The organism is Aquincola tertiaricarbonis (assembly GCF_000969605.1).
GTDB lineage: Bacteria > Pseudomonadota > Gammaproteobacteria > Burkholderiales > Burkholderiaceae_C > Aquincola > Aquincola tertiaricarbonis.
Window position 1 is genome coordinate 23,003 of the sequence record NZ_JZUE01000019.1, and the last position, 16,839, is coordinate 39,841.

The 16,839-nt window shown below is 71.3% G+C and carries 19 protein-coding genes; 11 read left to right on the forward strand and 8 right to left on the reverse strand.

The features are described 5' to 3' along the window. Positions 1-21: 21 nt before the first annotated feature. Positions 22-723, reverse strand: coding sequence for a response regulator (locus VO99_RS19690; protein WP_046114631.1), 702 nt, complete (start codon positions 721-723; stop codon positions 22-24). A gap of 182 nt (positions 724-905) precedes the next feature. On the opposite strand from VO99_RS19690, the gene VO99_RS19695 reads away from it, so the two are divergent. From VO99_RS19695 to VO99_RS19710, 4 genes are all read left to right on the forward strand, one after another. After that, positions 906-1,892: a lytic transglycosylase domain-containing protein gene (locus VO99_RS19695; RefSeq protein ID WP_232315431.1), complete on the forward strand. Its 987-nt coding sequence runs from the start codon at positions 906-908 to the stop codon at positions 1,890-1,892. A gap of 136 nt (positions 1,893-2,028) precedes the next feature. After that, complete coding sequence (locus tag VO99_RS19700; RefSeq protein WP_046114632.1) at positions 2,029-2,925, forward strand: amino acid ABC transporter substrate-binding protein; 897 nt, start codon at positions 2,029-2,031, stop codon at positions 2,923-2,925. A 7-nt stretch (positions 2,926-2,932) separates the two neighbouring features. Next, on the forward strand, positions 2,933-3,658 hold the full coding sequence (gene cuyB, locus VO99_RS19705; RefSeq protein WP_046114633.1) for a cysteate racemase: 726 nt from the start codon (positions 2,933-2,935) through the stop codon (positions 3,656-3,658). Positions 3,659-3,669: 11 nt separating this feature from the next. Further along, the gene (locus VO99_RS19710; protein ID WP_046114634.1) at positions 3,670-4,956 is read left to right on the forward strand and encodes an FAD-dependent oxidoreductase; all 1,287 of its coding nucleotides are present in this window, start codon (positions 3,670-3,672) and stop codon (positions 4,954-4,956) included. A 9-nt stretch (positions 4,957-4,965) separates the two neighbouring features. Here the strand turns inward: VO99_RS19710 and hepT are convergent, their stop codons facing one another. After that, entirely contained in the window at positions 4,966-5,388 is a 423-nt protein-coding gene (gene hepT, locus VO99_RS19715) for a type VII toxin-antitoxin system HepT family RNase toxin (protein WP_046114635.1), read from the reverse strand. After that, the gene (gene mntA / locus VO99_RS19720; RefSeq protein WP_046114636.1) at positions 5,378-5,773 is read right to left on the reverse strand and encodes a type VII toxin-antitoxin system MntA family adenylyltransferase antitoxin; all 396 of its coding nucleotides are present in this window, start codon (positions 5,771-5,773) and stop codon (positions 5,378-5,380) included. Before mntA ends, hepT begins: the two co-directional genes overlap by 11 nt. Positions 5,774-5,867: 94 nt before the next feature. On the opposite strand from mntA, the gene VO99_RS19725 reads away from it, so the two are divergent. Further along, complete coding sequence (locus VO99_RS19725) at positions 5,868-6,188, forward strand: hypothetical protein (RefSeq protein WP_052736477.1); 321 nt, start codon at positions 5,868-5,870, stop codon at positions 6,186-6,188. A gap of 15 nt (positions 6,189-6,203) precedes the next feature. Here the strand turns inward: VO99_RS19725 and VO99_RS19730 are convergent, their stop codons facing one another. From VO99_RS19730 to VO99_RS19740, 3 genes are read right to left on the reverse strand one after another with little or no spacing between them, the layout of a single operon-like run. After that, a complete protein-coding gene (locus tag VO99_RS19730; protein WP_046114637.1) occupies positions 6,204-7,091 on the reverse strand; it encodes a LysR family transcriptional regulator in 888 nt (295 codons plus the stop codon). Between the two features lie 23 nt (positions 7,092-7,114). Further along, positions 7,115-8,059, reverse strand: a complete 945-nt coding sequence (locus tag VO99_RS19735; protein WP_046114638.1) for a response regulator transcription factor — start codon at positions 8,057-8,059, stop codon at positions 7,115-7,117. Further along, complete coding sequence (locus VO99_RS19740) at positions 8,056-11,646, reverse strand: ATP-binding protein (protein ID WP_046114639.1); 3,591 nt, start codon at positions 11,644-11,646, stop codon at positions 8,056-8,058. Before VO99_RS19740 ends, VO99_RS19735 begins: the two co-directional genes overlap by 4 nt. Before the next feature lie 66 nt (positions 11,647-11,712). Here VO99_RS19740 and ureA point away from each other — a divergent pair, with 66 nt between their 5' ends. The 4 genes from ureA to ureC all read left to right on the forward strand — a co-directional run bounded on the left by ureA (position 11,713) and on the right by ureC (position 14,758). Beyond that, a complete protein-coding gene (gene ureA, locus VO99_RS19745) occupies positions 11,713-12,015 on the forward strand; it encodes an urease subunit gamma (protein WP_046114640.1) in 303 nt (100 codons plus the stop codon). Positions 12,016-12,079: 64 nt separating this feature from the next. Next, a complete protein-coding gene (locus VO99_RS19750) occupies positions 12,080-12,697 on the forward strand; it encodes a HupE/UreJ family protein (RefSeq protein WP_046114641.1) in 618 nt (205 codons plus the stop codon). A 13-nt stretch (positions 12,698-12,710) separates the two neighbouring features. Then, complete coding sequence (locus tag VO99_RS19755; RefSeq protein ID WP_046114642.1) at positions 12,711-13,016, forward strand: urease subunit beta; 306 nt, start codon at positions 12,711-12,713, stop codon at positions 13,014-13,016. A gap of 14 nt (positions 13,017-13,030) precedes the next feature. Next, positions 13,031-14,758, forward strand: coding sequence for an urease subunit alpha (gene ureC / locus VO99_RS19760; protein WP_046114643.1), 1,728 nt, complete (start codon positions 13,031-13,033; stop codon positions 14,756-14,758). Between the two features lie 14 nt (positions 14,759-14,772). Here the strand turns inward: ureC and VO99_RS19765 are convergent, their stop codons facing one another. Both VO99_RS19765 and VO99_RS19770 read right to left on the reverse strand, forming a co-directional pair. After that, positions 14,773-15,159, reverse strand: a complete 387-nt coding sequence (locus VO99_RS19765) for a type II toxin-antitoxin system death-on-curing family toxin (RefSeq protein WP_046114644.1) — start codon at positions 15,157-15,159, stop codon at positions 14,773-14,775. Positions 15,160-15,171: 12 nt separating this feature from the next. After that, positions 15,172-15,396, reverse strand: a complete 225-nt coding sequence (locus VO99_RS19770) for an AbrB/MazE/SpoVT family DNA-binding domain-containing protein (RefSeq protein ID WP_046114645.1) — start codon at positions 15,394-15,396, stop codon at positions 15,172-15,174. Between the two features lie 63 nt (positions 15,397-15,459). Between VO99_RS19770 and ureE the strand changes: the two genes are divergently transcribed. After that, entirely contained in the window at positions 15,460-16,140 is a 681-nt protein-coding gene (ureE, locus tag VO99_RS19775) for an urease accessory protein UreE (RefSeq protein ID WP_046114646.1), read from the forward strand. Continuing rightward, positions 16,137-16,835 carry an urease accessory protein UreF gene (locus VO99_RS19780; protein ID WP_046114647.1) on the forward strand — a complete coding sequence of 233 codons (699 nt, stop codon included), beginning with the start codon at positions 16,137-16,139 and terminating at the stop codon, positions 16,833-16,835. Before ureE ends, VO99_RS19780 begins: the two co-directional genes overlap by 4 nt. The last annotated feature ends 4 nt before the right edge of the window (positions 16,836-16,839 follow it).

A 16,839-nucleotide genomic window follows, 5' to 3' on the forward strand; every position in this document is an offset into this window, starting at 1 on the left:
AGCCCGCCGCGGTTGGCGGCTTCAGTGCAGGGCCGGCTCGGGCACTGCGCGGGGCTGCGCCGGCCGGGCCCGCAGGGCCACCAGCGCCTCCACCCGGCGCAGCAGCTCGCGGTCGTTCCAGGGCTTGCGGAACAGGCCGTACAGGCCCTGGCAGTCCCGCACATGGGCCTGCAGCTCGTCATGGCCGGTGATGGCGATGATGGGCAGGTCCTCGGTCTCCAGGCTGCCCTGCACGCTGGCGATCAGCTCCAGACCGCCCATGTTCGGCATCTCCAGGTCGGTGATCAGCAGCGAGAAGAACTCGCCCGGCAAGGCCGCCAAGGCCTGCTGTCCGTCATGGGCCAGCACCACGCGGTAGCCGGCGCCTTCCAGCAGCTTGCGCAGCTTGGCGCGCACCACGGCGGAATCGTCGACGACGAGCAGCGCGGGGGCCGGTGCGGGCGGGGCTGCCGGCGCGGGGCGCGGGGTCGCCACGAGTGGCGCGGGGCTGGCGGCCGGTGCGGCGGCATGGGGAATCACCTCCGCCGGGCGGGCCGGCCGGGCGATGTCCTTAGTGCGCGAGCCGGCGCTCGGCGGCGCATGGCCGTCGGCGCCGTCCTTGCGGCCCAGCAGCAACAGCAACACCAGCAAGGCCGCCGCGATCAGCGTGGGCACCAGGTAGGGGCCGAAGGCGTTCCAGGCCTGGGACCAGAACAGGTCGAGCGGCGGCAGTCGGACATTCATGACAACGATCCCGAAGACGGCAGGGTGGCCTGTTACTTCGGCGCGGCCAGGCCGGCGCTTGAGACGCTTCGCACATGCACCGCCGCGGTGCGCAGCAGAAGGCAATCCCCTCAAGGTCGGGGTCGACGCCCCGGTTCGCATGGCCTTCAATCGCGGGTCCGCTGACGAAACCGCCGCCTCACGTGAAGTACGTCATTCCACGCCTCCCCGTCCGTGCCGCTGGCCGCGGTGCGGCGCTGCGCGTGCTGGCCGGCACCGTGCTGCTGGTCGCGGCCGCGGCGGCGCAGGCCATGGCCGCGTCCGGGCAGGCGGCGGCGCCGGGCGCCGACGAGGAGCTGGTGGCCATGCTGCGTGCCGACGCCCAGCGCCACGAGACCGGCAACGGCCTGCCGCGCGATCCCGGCTTTGCCGCCGCGCTGTACTGTCGCGCCGCCAAGCTGGGCGATGCCGAATCGCAGTTCCACCTCGGCTGGATGTACGCCCATGGCCGCGGCGTGGAGCGCCAGGACGGCTGGGCCGCCTGGCTGTTCGAGGCCGCCGCCGCACAGGGCATTCCGCAGGCCCCCAACCAGCTGCGGCTGCTGGGCGGCGCCGCGCCGGTGCAGCCCGAGTGCCTGAGGGACCCGCCGCCGCCGATGGTCGATCCCGCCGTGGCCGCCGCGGCGGAAGCGGCCGCGGCCTCCGCCGCCGCCATCGAGCGCCTGAAGGCCAGCTCGCCCCAGCCCATCGTCGAGATGGTGATGAAGATGGCGCCCGAGTTCGACGTCAACCCGGGGCTGGCGCTGGCCATCATCAAGGCGGAGTCCAACTTCGATGCGCAGGCGCTGTCGCCCAAGAACGCGATGGGCCTGATGCAGCTGATCCCCGAGACCGCCGAGCGCTTCCGGGTGAAGAACGCCTTCGACCCCAAGCAGAACATCCGCGGCGGGCTGGCGTACCTGCGCTGGCTGCTGGCCTACTTCGAGGGCGACGTCAGCCTGGTGGCCGCCGCCTACAACGCTGGCGAAGGCACGGTCGAGCGGTACCAGGGCGTGCCGCCCTACAACGAGACCCGCGCCTACGTGAAGCGGGTGCTGGGCGTGGTGGGCGCGCTGGCCCATCCGTTCGACGCACGGGTGACGCAGCCGTCGCCGCGGCTGCAGAAGATCCGCACCGCCGCACAGCCCTGAGCCGGCGCCGCCGCGCCGCGCCATAAGCGGGGCTTATGCCCTGCGGGCAATTCACGATGCCGCAGGTGGAACGGGGTCCCTAGCATCGGGGCTCGTTGTTCACCCGCCCCCTGTCGGCACCGAAAGGATCTCCCGCATGCGCACTTCGTCCCGCCTGGCCCTTGCCATCGCCACCGCCGCCGCGTTGTGCGGCACCGCCGGTGCCCAGACCCCGCTCACGCTCGACAAGATCAAGGCCAGCGGCGCCATGACGGTGTCCTACCGCGAGTCGTCGATCCCCTTCTCCTACCTCGGCGGCGACACGCAGCCGGTAGGCTTCGGCTGGGAGATCTGCCAGCGCGTGGTGGCCGAGGTGAAGAAGGCCACCGGCCGTGCCGACCTGAAGGTCAACACCCAGGCCGTGACCTCGCAGAACCGCATTCCGCTGCTGGCCAACGGCACCATCGACATCGAGTGCGGCTCCACCACCAACAATTCCGACCGCGGCAAGCAGGTGGCCTTCGCCATCAACTACTTCTACACCGGCACGCGCTTCCTGGTGAAGGCGGATTCGGGCATCAAGTCCATCGCCGACCTGAAGGGCAAGAAGGTGGTGTCCACCACCGGCACCACCAACTACCAGTTGCTGCGCCGGCTCAATACCGAGCAGAACCTGGGCTTCGAGCTGCTGGCCGCCAAGGACCATGCCGAGTCCGCGCTGATGGTGCAGAGCGGCCGCGCCGAGGCCTTCGGCATGGACGACATCCTGCTGTACGGCCTGCGTGCCGGCGCGCAGAACCCGGCCGAACTGGCCGTGGTGGGCGAGGCGCTGCAGGTGGAGCCCTACGCCATCATGGTGCGCAAGGACGACGCGCCCTTCAAGAAGCTGGTGGACGACACCCTGGCCGGCATGATGAAGAGCGGCGAATTCGAGACGCTCTACAAGAAGTGGTTCCAGTCGCCGATCCCGCCGAAGGGCATCAACCTGGCCGCCCCGATGAGCAAGGAGCTGGCCGACAACCTCAAGGCCCTGTCGGACAAGCCGGCCCTGTGAGCGCGTGATGAGCGAAGGCCTGGGCGTGGTGGGGGTGCTGGGCGGCATGGGGCCGCTGGCCACCATCGACTTCATGCGCAAGATGATCGAGGCCACGCCCGCCACCACCGACCAGGAGCATGTGCCGGTGGTGGTGAGCAGCATCCCGCAGGTGGCCGACCGCACCGCCGCCTTCCGCGGCGAGGGCGATTCACCGCTGGCCGCGATGGTGGCCAGCGGGCGCCGCCTGGTGGACGCCGGTGCCGGCCTGGTGGTGATGCCCTGCAACACCGCCCACCTGTGGTGGGAGGCGCTGGCGCCCGCACTGGGCCTGCCGATGCTGCACCTGGTGGATGCGGCGCTGGCCGAATGCGTGCAGCGCATCGGCCGCGGCGCGCGCATCGGCCTGCTGGCCACCGACGCCACCATCGCCTCCGGCCTCTATCCCAACCGCACGCCCGAGGGCAGCGGCCTGCAGTGGCTGATGCCCACCGCAGCCGAGATGCTGCAGGGCGTGATGCCCGGCATCGGCGCGGTCAAGTCGGGCCGGCTGCCCGAAGCCCGCGCGCTGCTGCAGCCGGTGGCCGAGGCCCTGGCGCGTCGCGGTGCGCGGGCGCTGGTGCTGGGCTGCACCGAGATCCCGCTCGTGGTGGACGAACGCTCGGCACCGGTGCCGGTGATCGACGCCACCGACGCGCTGGCCCGCCAGGCCGTAGCCTGGTCGATGGCCCAGCGCGTCGTCATGACCGCCTGAGGAGCCCTGCGATGACAAGCCCGACCGCCCTGGCGGGGCCGCGCCATGCCTGCGTCATCGGCGCCGGCATCGTGGGCGCGGCCACCGCCCATGCCCTGGCCGAGCGCGGCTGGCGCGTGACGCTGGTGGACGCCCATGCGCAGCCCGGCCGCGGCGAAAGCCTGGGCAACGGGGCGCAGCTGAGCTACAGCTATGTGGAGCCGCTGGCCACGCCCGACGCACTGAAGAACCTGCCCAAGTGGTTGCTGCTGCCCGACAGCCCGCTGCGCTGGCGGCCGCAGCCGCGCTTCAGCCATGCCCGCTGGCTGAGCGAGTTCGTCGCGGCCTGCCAGTGGCCCACCGTGCGCCGCACCAGCGAGCAGCTGCTGTCGCTGGCCGCGGAGAGCCGCCGCACGCTGCACCGCTGGCTGGCCGGCTTGCCGGGCAGCGCCGAGGCCACGCGCCATACGCAGACCGGCAAGCTGGTGATCTACCGCAAGCCCGAGGCGCTGGCCGGCGTGCAGCGGCAGATCGAGTGGCAGCGTGCCTGGGGCTGCGCGCAGGCCATCGTCGGCGCCGACGAAGTGCGGCGGTTGGAGCCCGCACTGGCGGCCACCGGCGGCGGGCCCATCGCCTTCGGCGTGTGGACGGCCACCGAGGAAGTGATCGACGCCGCCCGGCTGGCCGTGCTGCTGGCCCAGGCCAGCGGTGCCGCGCTGCGGCTGGGCCGCCCGGTGCAGCGGCTGGTGCGTGATGCCGCCGGCCGCGTGGTGGCGGCCGAGCTGGCGGGCGGCGAGCGCATCGAGGCCGACGCCATCGTGATGGCGGCCGGCCCGGCCACGGTGCAGTTGCTCAAGCCGCTGGGCGCACGGCCGCCCATCGAGCCGATCAAGGGCTACAGCGTCTCATTGCCCATCGTGGACGACGCCGCCGCGCCGCGCGTGAGCATCACCGACAACGGCCGGAAGCTCGTCCATGCCCGGCTGGGCGACCGGCTGCGCGTGGCGGGCTTTGCCGAGCTGATCGGCATGAGCCGCGTGCTACCGCCGGCGCGCATCGAGGCGCTGTGCCAGGCGGTGCGGGAGACCTTCCCCGGCGCCTGCAGCTTCGACGATCCGCAGCCCTGGACCGGCCTGCGGCCGGCCACGCCGAGCGGCCGGCCGCAGGTGGGCGCCACCCGCTGGCCCGGCCTGTGGCTGAACGCCGGCCACGGCGCGCTGGGCCTTACCCTGTCCTGCGGCAGCGCCAGCCTGCTGGCCGATTTGATGGAGGGCCGCGAGCCGGCGGTGGATCCGACGGCGTTCCGGGTGACGGGCTGAGCGCCGTGCTCAGGCGGCCGGCTCGTCGCGCTGGATCAGCGCCCGGCTGTACCGGAGAAATTCGTCGAGGTGGTCGCGGATGATGGCCACCGTGATCGGCAACTGAAGCTTCTGGTACTCGTGCACCGCGATGTTGCGGAAGCCGACCATGCGCTTCATCGCGTCCGCCAGCGCCACATCGATATGGCCGGCCCGAGCCAGCAGGTCGAAGACCTGACGCGCACTCTGCGGCAGGCCAAGTTGGTCGCGCCGGACCAGGTGCTGCCCCATGTCCAGCGCGGCCTCGCAAGCGCGCTGGATGTTGAGGATGGCGGCGTCCTGGCGGGTGAAATCGGTGGCGAAGCTGTCTGGGCCGCGCTCGTATTCCTCCCGCGCACGGCGCACGCAGCGCTCGATCGCAGCAGCCTTGTTCAGCAGGACCTCATTGGCCATAGACGCTGCCCCGACGAAGGATGTCTGCCATCAGCGGCGCGCGCGCTTCGTCCAGCGCCAGCATCTCGTTCAGCATGGCCGCCTCCCACATCATGACGTCGTCGTCGCGCCGCCACCAGGTCACGCCCGTGGTCAGCACCTGGTGCTGCATCACGGTGGAGGCAGCACGCATGTCCAGCAGGTCGACATGGCAGCCCGCCACGTCCGCCACCTCGCTGGCCAGCGACCACAAGGCCACCGGCTCGGCATAACCCGGCACCAGCACGGCCAGGTCGAGGTCGCTGTCCGCATCGGCGGTGCCCTGGATGCGGCTGCCGAAGGCGTACACCGCCATCAGGTTGGGCAGGCGCTGGCGTAGCAGATGGACGATGGCGTCGGCATTCATGGGCCGCATTGTCGGCCCAGCCGCCGGAGCAGGCCCTGGCGCAGCCCGCTTTTCCCGACGCCGGCCCGGCCACGGGCGGCCGATGATGCGCGCCATGACCCGCGTGTTCATGCTGCGCAGCGATGCACCGACCAAGCCCGCCGCCGGCCAGCCCTGCAATGGCTGCGGCGTGTGCTGCGCGGCCGAGCCCTGCCCGGTGGGCATGCTGGTGAGCCGCCGCCGCACCGGCCGCTGCCGGGCGCTGGTGTGGCAACAGGGCCGCTACCGCTGCGGCATGGTGTCGCACACCGCACGCCACCTGCCTCGGCTGCTGCGCTGGCTGGCACCGGTGGCCCGGCACATGGCCCTGCGCTGGATTGCCGCCGGCAGCGGCTGCGACAGCCTGGCCGAAGTGCAGCCCACCGACCGCGCCTGAAACCGCCCCGCTGAATCAGGCCGCCGCGCCCGCCGCGGCACCGAAGGCCTCGATGAAATCCGCCACCGGCTGCGGCGAGCGCAGGCCCTGCGGCAGCAGCGCGCGCACCTCCACCGGTACCTCGGGCAGCAGCGTGCGCACATGCAGGCTGCGGCTGCGGCTGTCGTGCGCGGTGAAGGAGTCGATGATGGCCGGTCCGAAGCCCTGCTCGGCCAGCAGCATCGCGATGTGGTGCGTCTGCACCGTGATGCCCGGCGCCGGCGTGTGGCCCAGCCGGTTCCACTGGTCGGCCAGCATGGCGCCTACCGGGTCGCGCTCGTCGATGCGGATGAAGGGCGTGCGCACCACGTCCTCCAGCGCCACCGTGGTGCGGCGGTCGGCACGCTCGCCCTGCGGCGTGACGCACACCAGCCGGCCGGTGGCCACCCGCTCCTCATGCACCGCCGGGTGGCCCAGGCTGCCGTAGACGATGCCGACGTCGCCCTCCTGCAGCGCGATGGCGCGGGCGATCTCGCGGGTGTGCAGCGTCTGGATCGACACCGGCCGCTTCGGGTGCCGGCGCCTGAAGCGCTTGAGCGCCGCCGGCAGCACATGCACCGCCAGCGAAGGCACGATCAGGATGCGCAGCTCGCTGTCCTCGCCGCTGCCCAGCGCGGTGGCGATGCGCCGCACCGATTCCAGCTGCGACATCAGCCGCTGCACCTCGGGGTACAGCGACTGCGCCTCGTGCGTGGGCACCAGCCGGTTGCGCTGGCGGGTGAAGAGCGAATAGCCCAGCTGCAGCTCGGCATGCTGCAGCGCCTGGGTGATGGCCGGCTGCGTCACGTGCAGCAGCCGCGCCGCGGCGCTGGCACTGCCGGTGAGCATGATGGCGTTGAAGACCTCGATGTGCTTGAGCCGCATGCGTGTGTGCGCCGATGCCCGCCTCAGCGCCCCAGCTGCCGCACGCGCTGGATGGCCAGCGCGGCGGCGGCGGTGCGGGTCTCGACGCCCAGCTTCTCGTACACCCGTTCCAGGTGCTTCTTCACCGTGGCGGCGCTGGCGCCGAGGATGTCGCCCACGTCGCGGTTGGTCTTGCCCTTGACGACCCAGTACAGCACCTCGGCCTCCCGTGCGGTGAGCTTGAAGGCGAGCATCATGCCTTCCAGCATCGCGGCGTCGTTGGCCTCGCGCAGCACGATCAGCCATTCGTCCTCGCCGGTGCTCTCGTGCAGCGTGAAGTGCAGCCGCCGCGCGCCCTGCACCAGCGAGCCGGCCTGCGAGGCGCTGCCCACCGCGCCGGCGGCCACCTGCTGGCGCACCCAGTCCAGCAGCGGCGGCGGCGTCCAGGGGCTGTCGCCGCCGAACCATTGCTGCAGCATCTGCCGCGCCAGCGCGGTCTGCCACACCAGCCGGCCGTCGCCCGCGCGCACCACCAGCGTGGCATGGCCGAAGGCATCGAGCGCATTGCGGGCCTGGTGCGCCTGCCGCGCGTTGTTCACATGGGCCGCCAGCCGGGCCAGCACCTCGCGCGGGCGGATGGGCTTGGTGACGTAGTCCACCCCGCCGGCGGCAAACGCGGCCAGCACATGCTCGGTCTCGGTCAGGCCGGTCATGAAGACGATGGGGATGGCCGCCGTGGCCGGGTCGGCCTTGAGGCGGCGCGCCACCTCGAAGCCGTCCATGCCCGGCATCATCGCGTCGAGCAGCACGATGTCGGGCTGCGCCTGCGCCGCGCGCTGCAGCGCGCCTTCGCCATGGGTGGCCACCAGCACGGTGTAGCCGCTCTCGTCCAGCGCGTCGTGCAGCATCGACAGGTTGTCGGGCTGGTCGTCGACGATCAGCACCACGTCGCCGGCGGCCCGGTCGAAGGCACTCGTCTGCACTGTCATGACACGTCCGCGGGCCGGGCACCCGGCCGCTCAGAAACTTCCATCGCCAAGCCCTCCCGCACCGCAGTGTGCATGGCATCCAGCTGGAAACCTTGCGCCAGCGCACGCATGCGCGCGACGAAGCGGGCCGAGCCGGCATGCGCGGCCTCGATCTCGTCGAGCTTGCGCACGATGCCGCGCACGTAGCCCAGGTTCACGAGCTTGTCGAGTTCCTCCAGCTGCGCACGCGGCGGCAGGGGCACGCTGCCACCGTCGTCGGGCGGCGGCGCGGCCGGCGCGGCCTCCAGCACCCGCGGCACCGAAGAGGCCGCCGACACGTCGATCCACTGCAGCTGCAGCCGCCGGCCCAGCCAGTCCAGCAGCTCGCCCACCCGCACCGGCTTGACCATGAAGTCCTCGGGCGCGATGCCCACGTCGTTCTCCAGCCCCTTGTCGAAGGCATTGGCCGAGACGATGGCCGCCGGCGCCGCGCTCAGGCCCTGCGCGCGCAGCCGGCGCAGGGTCTCCCAGCCGTCGATGCCGGGCATGGCCAGGTCCATCAGGATGACGTCGGGCGCCAGGCCTTCCACCCGCGCCAGCGCTTCCTCGCCCGAAGCGGCCTGCGCCACCTCGAAGCCCAGCGGCTCCAGCACGCTGGCCAGGAAGCCGCGGTCCAGCTCCTCGTTGTCCACCACCAGCACCTTGCGGCGCGGCCCGACGTAGCCGGTGCGGCGCTGCTGCACGATGGCCGGCATCGCCAGCGCGGCGCGCATCTCCGGCAGGAACAGGCGGATGGTGAACTTGCTGCCCGCGCCCAGCTGGCTCTTGACGGTCATCTCGCCGCCCATCAGGTCGGTCAGCATCTTGGCGATGGTCAGGCCCAGGCCGGTGCCGCCGCTGGCCGACATGCCGGCGGCCGAGCCGCGCATGAAGGGCTCGAACACCCGCTCCAGCTCGGCGTCGCTCATGCCGGGGCCGGAGTCCTCGATCTCGAACCGCGCCAGCTCCCGCGCCCAGGTCACGCGGAAGGCCACGCGGCCCTGCGCGGTGAACTTCACCGCATTGCCCAGCACGTTGATCAGGATCTGCCGCAGCCGCTTCTCGTCGGCGCGCACCACGTCGGGCAGGCTGTCGGCGATCTGCGGCTCGAAGGCGATGCCCTTGCCGGCGGCCTGCAGCTCGAACAGGCGCGACAGCTCGTGCACGCATTCGCGGAAGCGCATCGGCTGCGGGCTGAGGTTGAACTTGCCGCCCTCGATGCGCGCGATGTCCAGCGTGCCCTCGATCAGGCTCAGCAGGTGGTCGCCGCCGCGGCGGATCACGCTCACCGCACGCTTGCGGTGCTCGGGCATGGCCTCGTCCTCCTCCAGCAGCTGCGCATAGCCCAGGATGCTGTTGAGCGGCGTGCGCAGCTCATGGCTGATGGTGGTGATGTAGCGGCTCTTGGCCTGGTTGGCCGCATCGGCGGCGCGCTTGGCCTCCTGCAGCGCGGCGTCGGTGCGGCGGTGGGATTCGGCTTCGCGCTGCAGGGCCTGCGTCTGCTCGTGCAGCGCCTGCGTCTGGCGGTTGGATTCCTCCTGCGCCACCTGCCGGCTCTTGTGCGTGAGCACCAGCCACCAGGCCACGATGCCCGAGACCAGCAGCAGCGCCGCGAAGGCCTTGACGAAGCCCAGCCGCAGCGCCGGCTGCACCGCCACGCCGGCCTCGCCCAGCAGCCGCAGTTCATGTGCATAGAGCGCGCCGAACAGCAGCGCCAGCACCGGCACCACCATCAGCATGACCATCAGGTAGTGGCCCAGGCCGGAGTCGATCGATGGCCACAGCGCCCGCGGCATGAGCTTGCGCAGCAGCGCCGCCCATTGCGCCGACAGCCGCGCATCGGGCTTGCACAGGTCGTCGCAGCGGGCGTCGAGCGAGCAGCACAGCGAGCAGATCGGCCCCTGGTAGGCGGGGCACTGCGCCATGTCGGGGTGCTCGTATTCGCGCTCGCAGATGCAGCAGCGCTGCAGGCCGTAGGCGGCCAGCGCCGCCGGCCGCGACCCGGCGCTGCCGCCCTCGGGCACCAGCCGGAAGATGCGCCGCCCCGGCACCACCGGCGGTGGCGGGCCGGCGCCGTCGTGGCGTGCCAGGTAGTAGCGCCCGCCAGTGGCCCAGGCGATCAGCGGCGAGGCGACGAAGGCCGTGACCATCGCGATCACCGCCGAGAAGGCCTGCGCCAGCTCGCCGAAGGCGCCCATGTGCGCCGCCACCGACAGCACCGAGGCGATGCCCATCGCACCCACGCCCACCGGGTTCACGTCGTACAGGAATGCGCGCTTGAACTCGATGCCCTTGGGGCTCCAGCCCATCGGCTTGTTGACCACCAGGTCGGCCACCACCGCCATCATCCAGCTGATGGCCAGGTTGGAGTACAGGCCCAGCACGTGGCCGAGCGCCTGGAACACGTCCAGCTCCATCAGCATCAGCGCGATCAGCGTGTTGAACACCACCCACACCACGCGCCCCGGGTGGCTGTGCGTCAGCCGCGCGAAGAAGTTGCTCCAGGCCAGCGAGCCGGCATAGGCGTTGGTGACGTTGATCTTGAGCTGCGAGATGACGACGAACAGCGCCGTGGCCGCCACCGCCCAGCCGTAGTGCGGGAACACCAGGTTCCAGGCGTTGACGTACATCTGGTTGGGGTCCACCGCCCGCTCGGCCGGCACCATGTGCGAGATGGCGATGTACGCCAGCAGCGTGCCGGCCAGCATCTTCACCACGCCCAGCACCACCCAACCCGGCCCGCCCACCAGCACGCCCGCCCACCAGCGCATGCGCGAGCGCGGCGTGGTGGGCTCGGGCATGAAGCGCAGGTAGTCGGCCTGCTCGCCCATCTGCGTGATGAGCGCGATGCCCACCGTGAGCGCGGCGCCGAAGCCCAGCAGGTTGAAGTGCGGCGTGTCGTGGCTGCCGCCGTAGCCCGACAGCTCGCTCAGCACGCCGGGATAGGCATGGAACACGTAGACGAAGGGCAGTACCAGCATCAGCAGCCACAGCGGCTGCGTCCACACCTGCAGCCGGCTGATCATCGTCACGCCGTGCGTCACCAGCGGAATGACCACCAGCGCGCAGATCAGGTAGCCCCAGGCCGGCGGGATGTCGAAGGCCAGGTCCAGCGCATAGGCCATCACCGCCGCCTCGAGCGCGAAGAAGATGAAGGTGAAGCTGGCGTAGATCAGCGAGGTGATGGTGCTGCCGATGTAGCCGAAGCCGGCGCCACGGGTCAGCAGGTCCATGTCCACGCCGTAGCGGGCGGCGTAGATGCTGATGGGCAGGCCGGCCGCGAAAATGATGAGCCCCGTGCACAGGATGGCCCAGAAGGCGCTGGCAAAGCCGTACTGCACCAGCAGCGTGGCGCCCACCGCCTCCAGCACCAGGAAGGAGGCGGCGCCGAAGGCGGTGTTGGCCACCCGCCATTCCGACCACTTGCGGAACGAGCGCGCGGTGAAGCGCAGCGCATAGTCCTCCATGGTCTCGCTGCCGACCCAGCTGTTGTAGTCGCGCCGGACCTTGACCACCCGTTGCGGCGCGTCGCCCATGCGCTGTTGCGGCGCCGTACTGTCTTCCACCATGCCGGGGATGGATCAAGAACCGCACCAAGCCGCGGCACTGGCATCCATCCTGCTGACGGCCGGTGCATGGAACTCACGCCCCGCGAGAAGGACAAGCTCCTGATCTTCACCGCCGCCCTGCTGGCCGAGCGCCGCAAGGCCCGCGGCCTCAAGCTCAATTACCCCGAGGCGGTGGCGCTGATCAGCGCCGCCATCATGGAAGGCGCCCGCGACGGCAAGACCGTGGCCGCGCTGATGAGCGAAGGCAAGACCGTGCTGTCGCGCGCCGACGTGATGGACGGCATCGCCGAGATGATTCCGGAGATCCAGGTGGAAGCCACCTTTCCGGATGGCACCAAGTTGGTGACGGTGCACCAACCCATTGCATGAGCTGGCCTGCTGCGCACCGTTGTGGCGCCGCCGCCCATTCCCTGTTGTTGAAGAAGGACCGCCGATGACCCCTCGCCCCTGCCGCGCCGCCCTGCTGGGCCTGGCCGCCGCCTTCCCGTTGATCGCCTCGGCCCACGCTGGTGCCGACGCCGCCGCGCACCACGGCCTGCTGGCCGGGCTGCTGCATCCGTTCACCGGGCTGGACCACCTGCTGGCGATGCTGGCGGTGGGCGCCTGGGGCGCGACGGCGCTGCCGGCGGCCGATGCGCAGGCGACGTCGCCGGGCGGCCGCGTCGCGGCTGCTGCCCGGCTGCCGCTGGTCTTCGCCGCGCTGCTGCTGGCCGGTGCGCTGGCGGCGGCGGCCGGCCTGCGGCTGCCTGCCGTCGAGCCGGTGATCGCCGCCTCGCTGCTGGTGCTCGGCCTGCTCGTGGCGCTGCGCAGCCCACTGCCGGCGGCGGCGGCCTCGGCACTGGTCGGCGGCTTCGCGCTCTTTCATGGTGCAGCGCATGGCACGGAGCTGGGCGGTGCCGCGGCGCTGGCCGGCATGGTGATGGCCACCGCGCTGCTGCATGCGGCCGGGCTGGCGCTGGGCTTCGCCTGGCGCGGCCGCGCCGCATGGATGGCGCGGCTGGCCGGCGGCGGCACCGCGCTGTTCGGCGCCGGCCTGCTGTTCTTTGCCTGACCCGGGGGCCACGATGATCCCCGGCGAACTGTTCACCGACGACGGCGAGCATGAACTCAACCCCGGCCGCCGCACGATCACGCTGGTGGTCGAGAACGCGGGCGACCGGCCGATCCAGGTCGGCTCGCACTACCACTTCGCCGAATCCAACGGCGCGCTGAACTTCGACCGCGAGGCCGCCCGCGGCATGCGGCTGAACATCGCGCCGGGCACCGCGGTGCGCTTCGAGCCGGGCCAGCAGCGCACGGTGGAACTGGTGGACTACGCCGGCAACCGCACCGTCTACGGCTTCCGTGGGCTGGTGCAAGGCCAACTCTGAAAAGGCGGCGCGACATGGCAAGAATCGGACGACGCGCCTATGCGGAGATGTTTGGCCCCACGGTGGGCGACCGCCTGCGGCTGGCAGACACCGATCTCATCATCGAGGTGGAGAAGGACTGCACCCTGGCCGCCGGCGGCCATGGGGAGGAAGTGAAGTTCGGCGGCGGCAAGGTGATCCGCGACGGCATGGGCCAGAGCCAGGTGCCCAACGGGCCCGGCGCCCACGAGGCGATGGACTGCGTGATCACCAACGCGCTCATCGTCGACCACTGGGGCATCGTCAAGGCCGACATCGGCATCAAGGGCTGCCGCATCGCGGCCATCGGCAAGGCCGGCAACCCCGACGTGCAGCCGGGCGTGGACATCGTCATCGGCCCGGGCACCGAGATCATCGCCGGCGAAGGCATGGTGGTGACGGCCGGCGCCATCGACAGCCACATCCACTTCATCTGCCCGCAGCAGATCGAGGAAGCGCTGATGAGCGGCGTGACCACGATGATCGGCGGCGGCACCGGCCCGGCCACCGGCACGCTGGCCACCACCTGCACGCCCGGCCCCGAGAACATGCAGCGCATGCTGCAGGCGGCCGACGCCTTCCCGATGAACATCGGCTTCTTCGGCAAGGGCAACGCCAGCCGGCCGGAGGCGTTGCGCCAGCAGGCCGAGGCCGGCGCCATCGGCCTGAAGCTGCATGAGGACTGGGGCACGACGCCCTCGGCGATCGACTGCTGCCTGGGCGTGGCCGAGGAGCACGACATCCAGGTGGCGATCCACTCCGACACGCTGAACGAATCCGGCTTCGTCGAGAACACCATCGCCGCCACCCAGGGCCGCACGCTGTGCGCCTTCCACACCGAAGGCGCGGGCGGCGGCCATGCGCCCGACATCCTGCGCGTGGTGGGCGAGGCCAACTTCCTGCCGTCGTCGACCAACCCGACGATGCCGTACACGGTCAACACCATCGACGAGCACCTGGACATGCTGATGGTGTGCCACCACCTCGACGCGTCCATCGCCGAGGACCTGGCCTTCGCCGAAAGCCGCATCCGCCGCGAGACCATCGCTGCCGAGGACATCCTGCACGACCTGGGCGCGATCAGCATGTTCAGCTCCGACAGCCAGGCCATGGGCCGGGTGGGCGAGGTGCCGCTGCGCTGCTGGCAGACCGCGCACAAGATGAAGCAGCAGCGCGGCACCCTGCCCGGCGACAGCGAGCGCAACGACAACACCCGCGTCAAGCGCTACATCGCCAAGCTGACGATCAACCCCGCCATTGCCCATGGCGTGAGCCACGAGGTGGGCTCGATCGAGGTGGGCAAGTGGGCCGACCTGGTGCTGTGGCGGCCGGCGTTCTTCGGCGTCAAGCCCAGCCTGATCCTGAAAGGCGGCTTCATCGCCGCGGCGGCGATGGGCGATGCCAACGCCTCCATTCCCACGCCGCAGCCGGTGCACTACCGGCCGATGTTCGGCAGCTACGGCGGCGCGGTGCACCGCACCTCGCTCACCTTCGTCAGCGCCGCCTCACTGGCCAGCGGCGCGGCCGAGCGCTACGGGCTGCACAAGCGGCTGGCCGCGGTGAAAGGCTGCCGCGGCATCACGAAGGCCGACATGGTGCACAACGCGCTGACACCCGCGATGGAGATCGACGCCCAGACCTACACCGTGCGCGCCGACGGCGAACTGCTGACCTGCGAGCCTGCCAAGGTGCTGCCGATGGCGCAGCGCTACTTCCTGTTCTGACCGCCCGGCGGCAGTCAGCGGGGCCGGCTGTGCGTGCGGATCCAGGCGGCGAAGGCCGGCTCCTCGATGGCACCGGCGACGACGTCGAGCATGGTGAGCACGCAGTCGGCGTCGGTGGCCCACAGCTCGGCGCCGTTGAGCGCCAGGAACAGCTCCACCGCCACGAAGGCCGTGCGCTTGTTGCCGTCGATGAACGGGTGGTTGCGCGCCAAGCCGTAGCCGTAGGCAGCGGCCAGGTCGGCGATGTCGGGGTCGCCGTCGTTGGCCTGGTTGCGCGGCCGGGCCAGTGCCGAGGCCAACAGACCCTCGTCGCGCGTACCCGGCGCGCCCCCGTGCTCAGCCAACTGCTCCGCATGCACAGCCGCCATCACCGCAGGGTCGAGCCAGATCCAGTCTTGCATCGTCGCCCCCGCCTACTTGGCCAGCTCGCGCAGAACGTCGCGCCGCTTCTTCATCACCCGGCGCGCCTCGGTCATCTGGCGTTCGAACTCGGTGCTGTACGGTGTGAGGGTGACGCCGTTCTCGGCCTCGGTGAGGTAGACGGTATCGCCCTTCTCCAACTTTAACCGTGCCAGCACCTCCTTGGGCAGGATGACGCCGACCGAATTGCCGATCTGGGTGAGCTTGAGTGCCGACATCGATGGCTCCGGGGTTTGTTATAACGGTTGTTATTATCCTGCGTTGCCCTCCACCTCACAACCATGCTCACCGTCAACAAACTGATGCCCCAGGGCCGCGGCCTGGCCGCCGTGCTGCTCAAGCGTGCGGCCGGCGTGTCGCTCGACTGGGACGTGCGGCAGAAAAGTCGCTTCGACGCCACCGATTCCACCGGCCGCGGGCTGGGCGTGTTCCTGCCGCGCGGCACGGTGGTGCGCGGCGGTGACGTGCTGGTGGCCGAGGACGGCTCGCTCATCCGCGTCGAAGCCGCGCCGCAGCCGGTGCTGGTGGTGCGCCACTGCGCAGACCACGGCAGCGCCTTCGACCTGCTGCGCGCCGCCTACCACCTGGGCAACCGCCACGTGCAGCTGGAGCTGAAGCCCGACCACCTGAAGCTGGAGCCCGACCATGTGCTGGCCGACATGCTGCGGGCCATGCACCTGATCGTGACGGAAGCGAACGAGGGCTTCGAGCCGGAAGGCGGCGCATATGCGGCCGGCGGGCATGGGCACGGGCACGGGCATGCGCACGGCCACGAACACGATCATGCGCATGGTCACGACCATGGGCACGGCGAACACGGCCACGGCCACGATCCCGCCACCCCGGCGGCCGCGCAGCCCGCTCGCAAGCCGATCGCCATCCCCATCGCCGCGGCCGCCCCGGCCCCGCATGTGCACGGCCCGGGCTGCGGCCACGACCACGGACACGGCCACTCGCATTGAGCACCGCCGCCCTGCCCGCCCCTGCGCTGCTGCAGCTGATCTGGCTGGCCTCGCCCGCCCTGCCGGTGGGCGGCTTCAGCTATTCCGAGGGCCTAGAAGCCGCGGTCGACGCCGGCCTCGTCACCAACGAAGCCACGGCCCGCAGCTGGCTGCTGGACCAGCTGGCGCTGGCCCTCGGCCGCGCCGACCTGCCGGTGCTGGCGCAGGCCTTCGCCGCCTGGCAATCGCACGACGGCATCCGCATCGCCGAACTCAACGACTGGGTACGCCACACCCGCGAAAGCCAGGAGCTGCGCCAGCAGGCCGAGCAGATGGGCCGCTCGCTGGTGGAATGGCTGCGCAACGGCGCCGCCCGCGACGACCCGCGGCTGGCCACGCTGGCCGCATTGCAGCCTGCGCCCACCTGGCCGGTGGCCTTCGCGCTGGCCGCCGCGCGCAGCGGCGCCCCGGCGGACGCCGCGCTGCAGGCCCATGCCTTCGGCTGGGCCGAGAACATGGTGCAGGCTGCGCTGAAGGCGGTGCCGCTGGGCCAGAGCGCCGGCCAGCGCATCCTGCAGTCGCTGCTCGAGCGCATCCCGGCCGTGGTGGAAGCCGCGCTGGCCTGCACCGACGACCAGCGCCAGGCCTTCACGCCGATGCTGGCCATCCTCTCGGCCCGGCACGAGACCCAGTACTCCCGCCTCTTCCGTTCCTGACCAA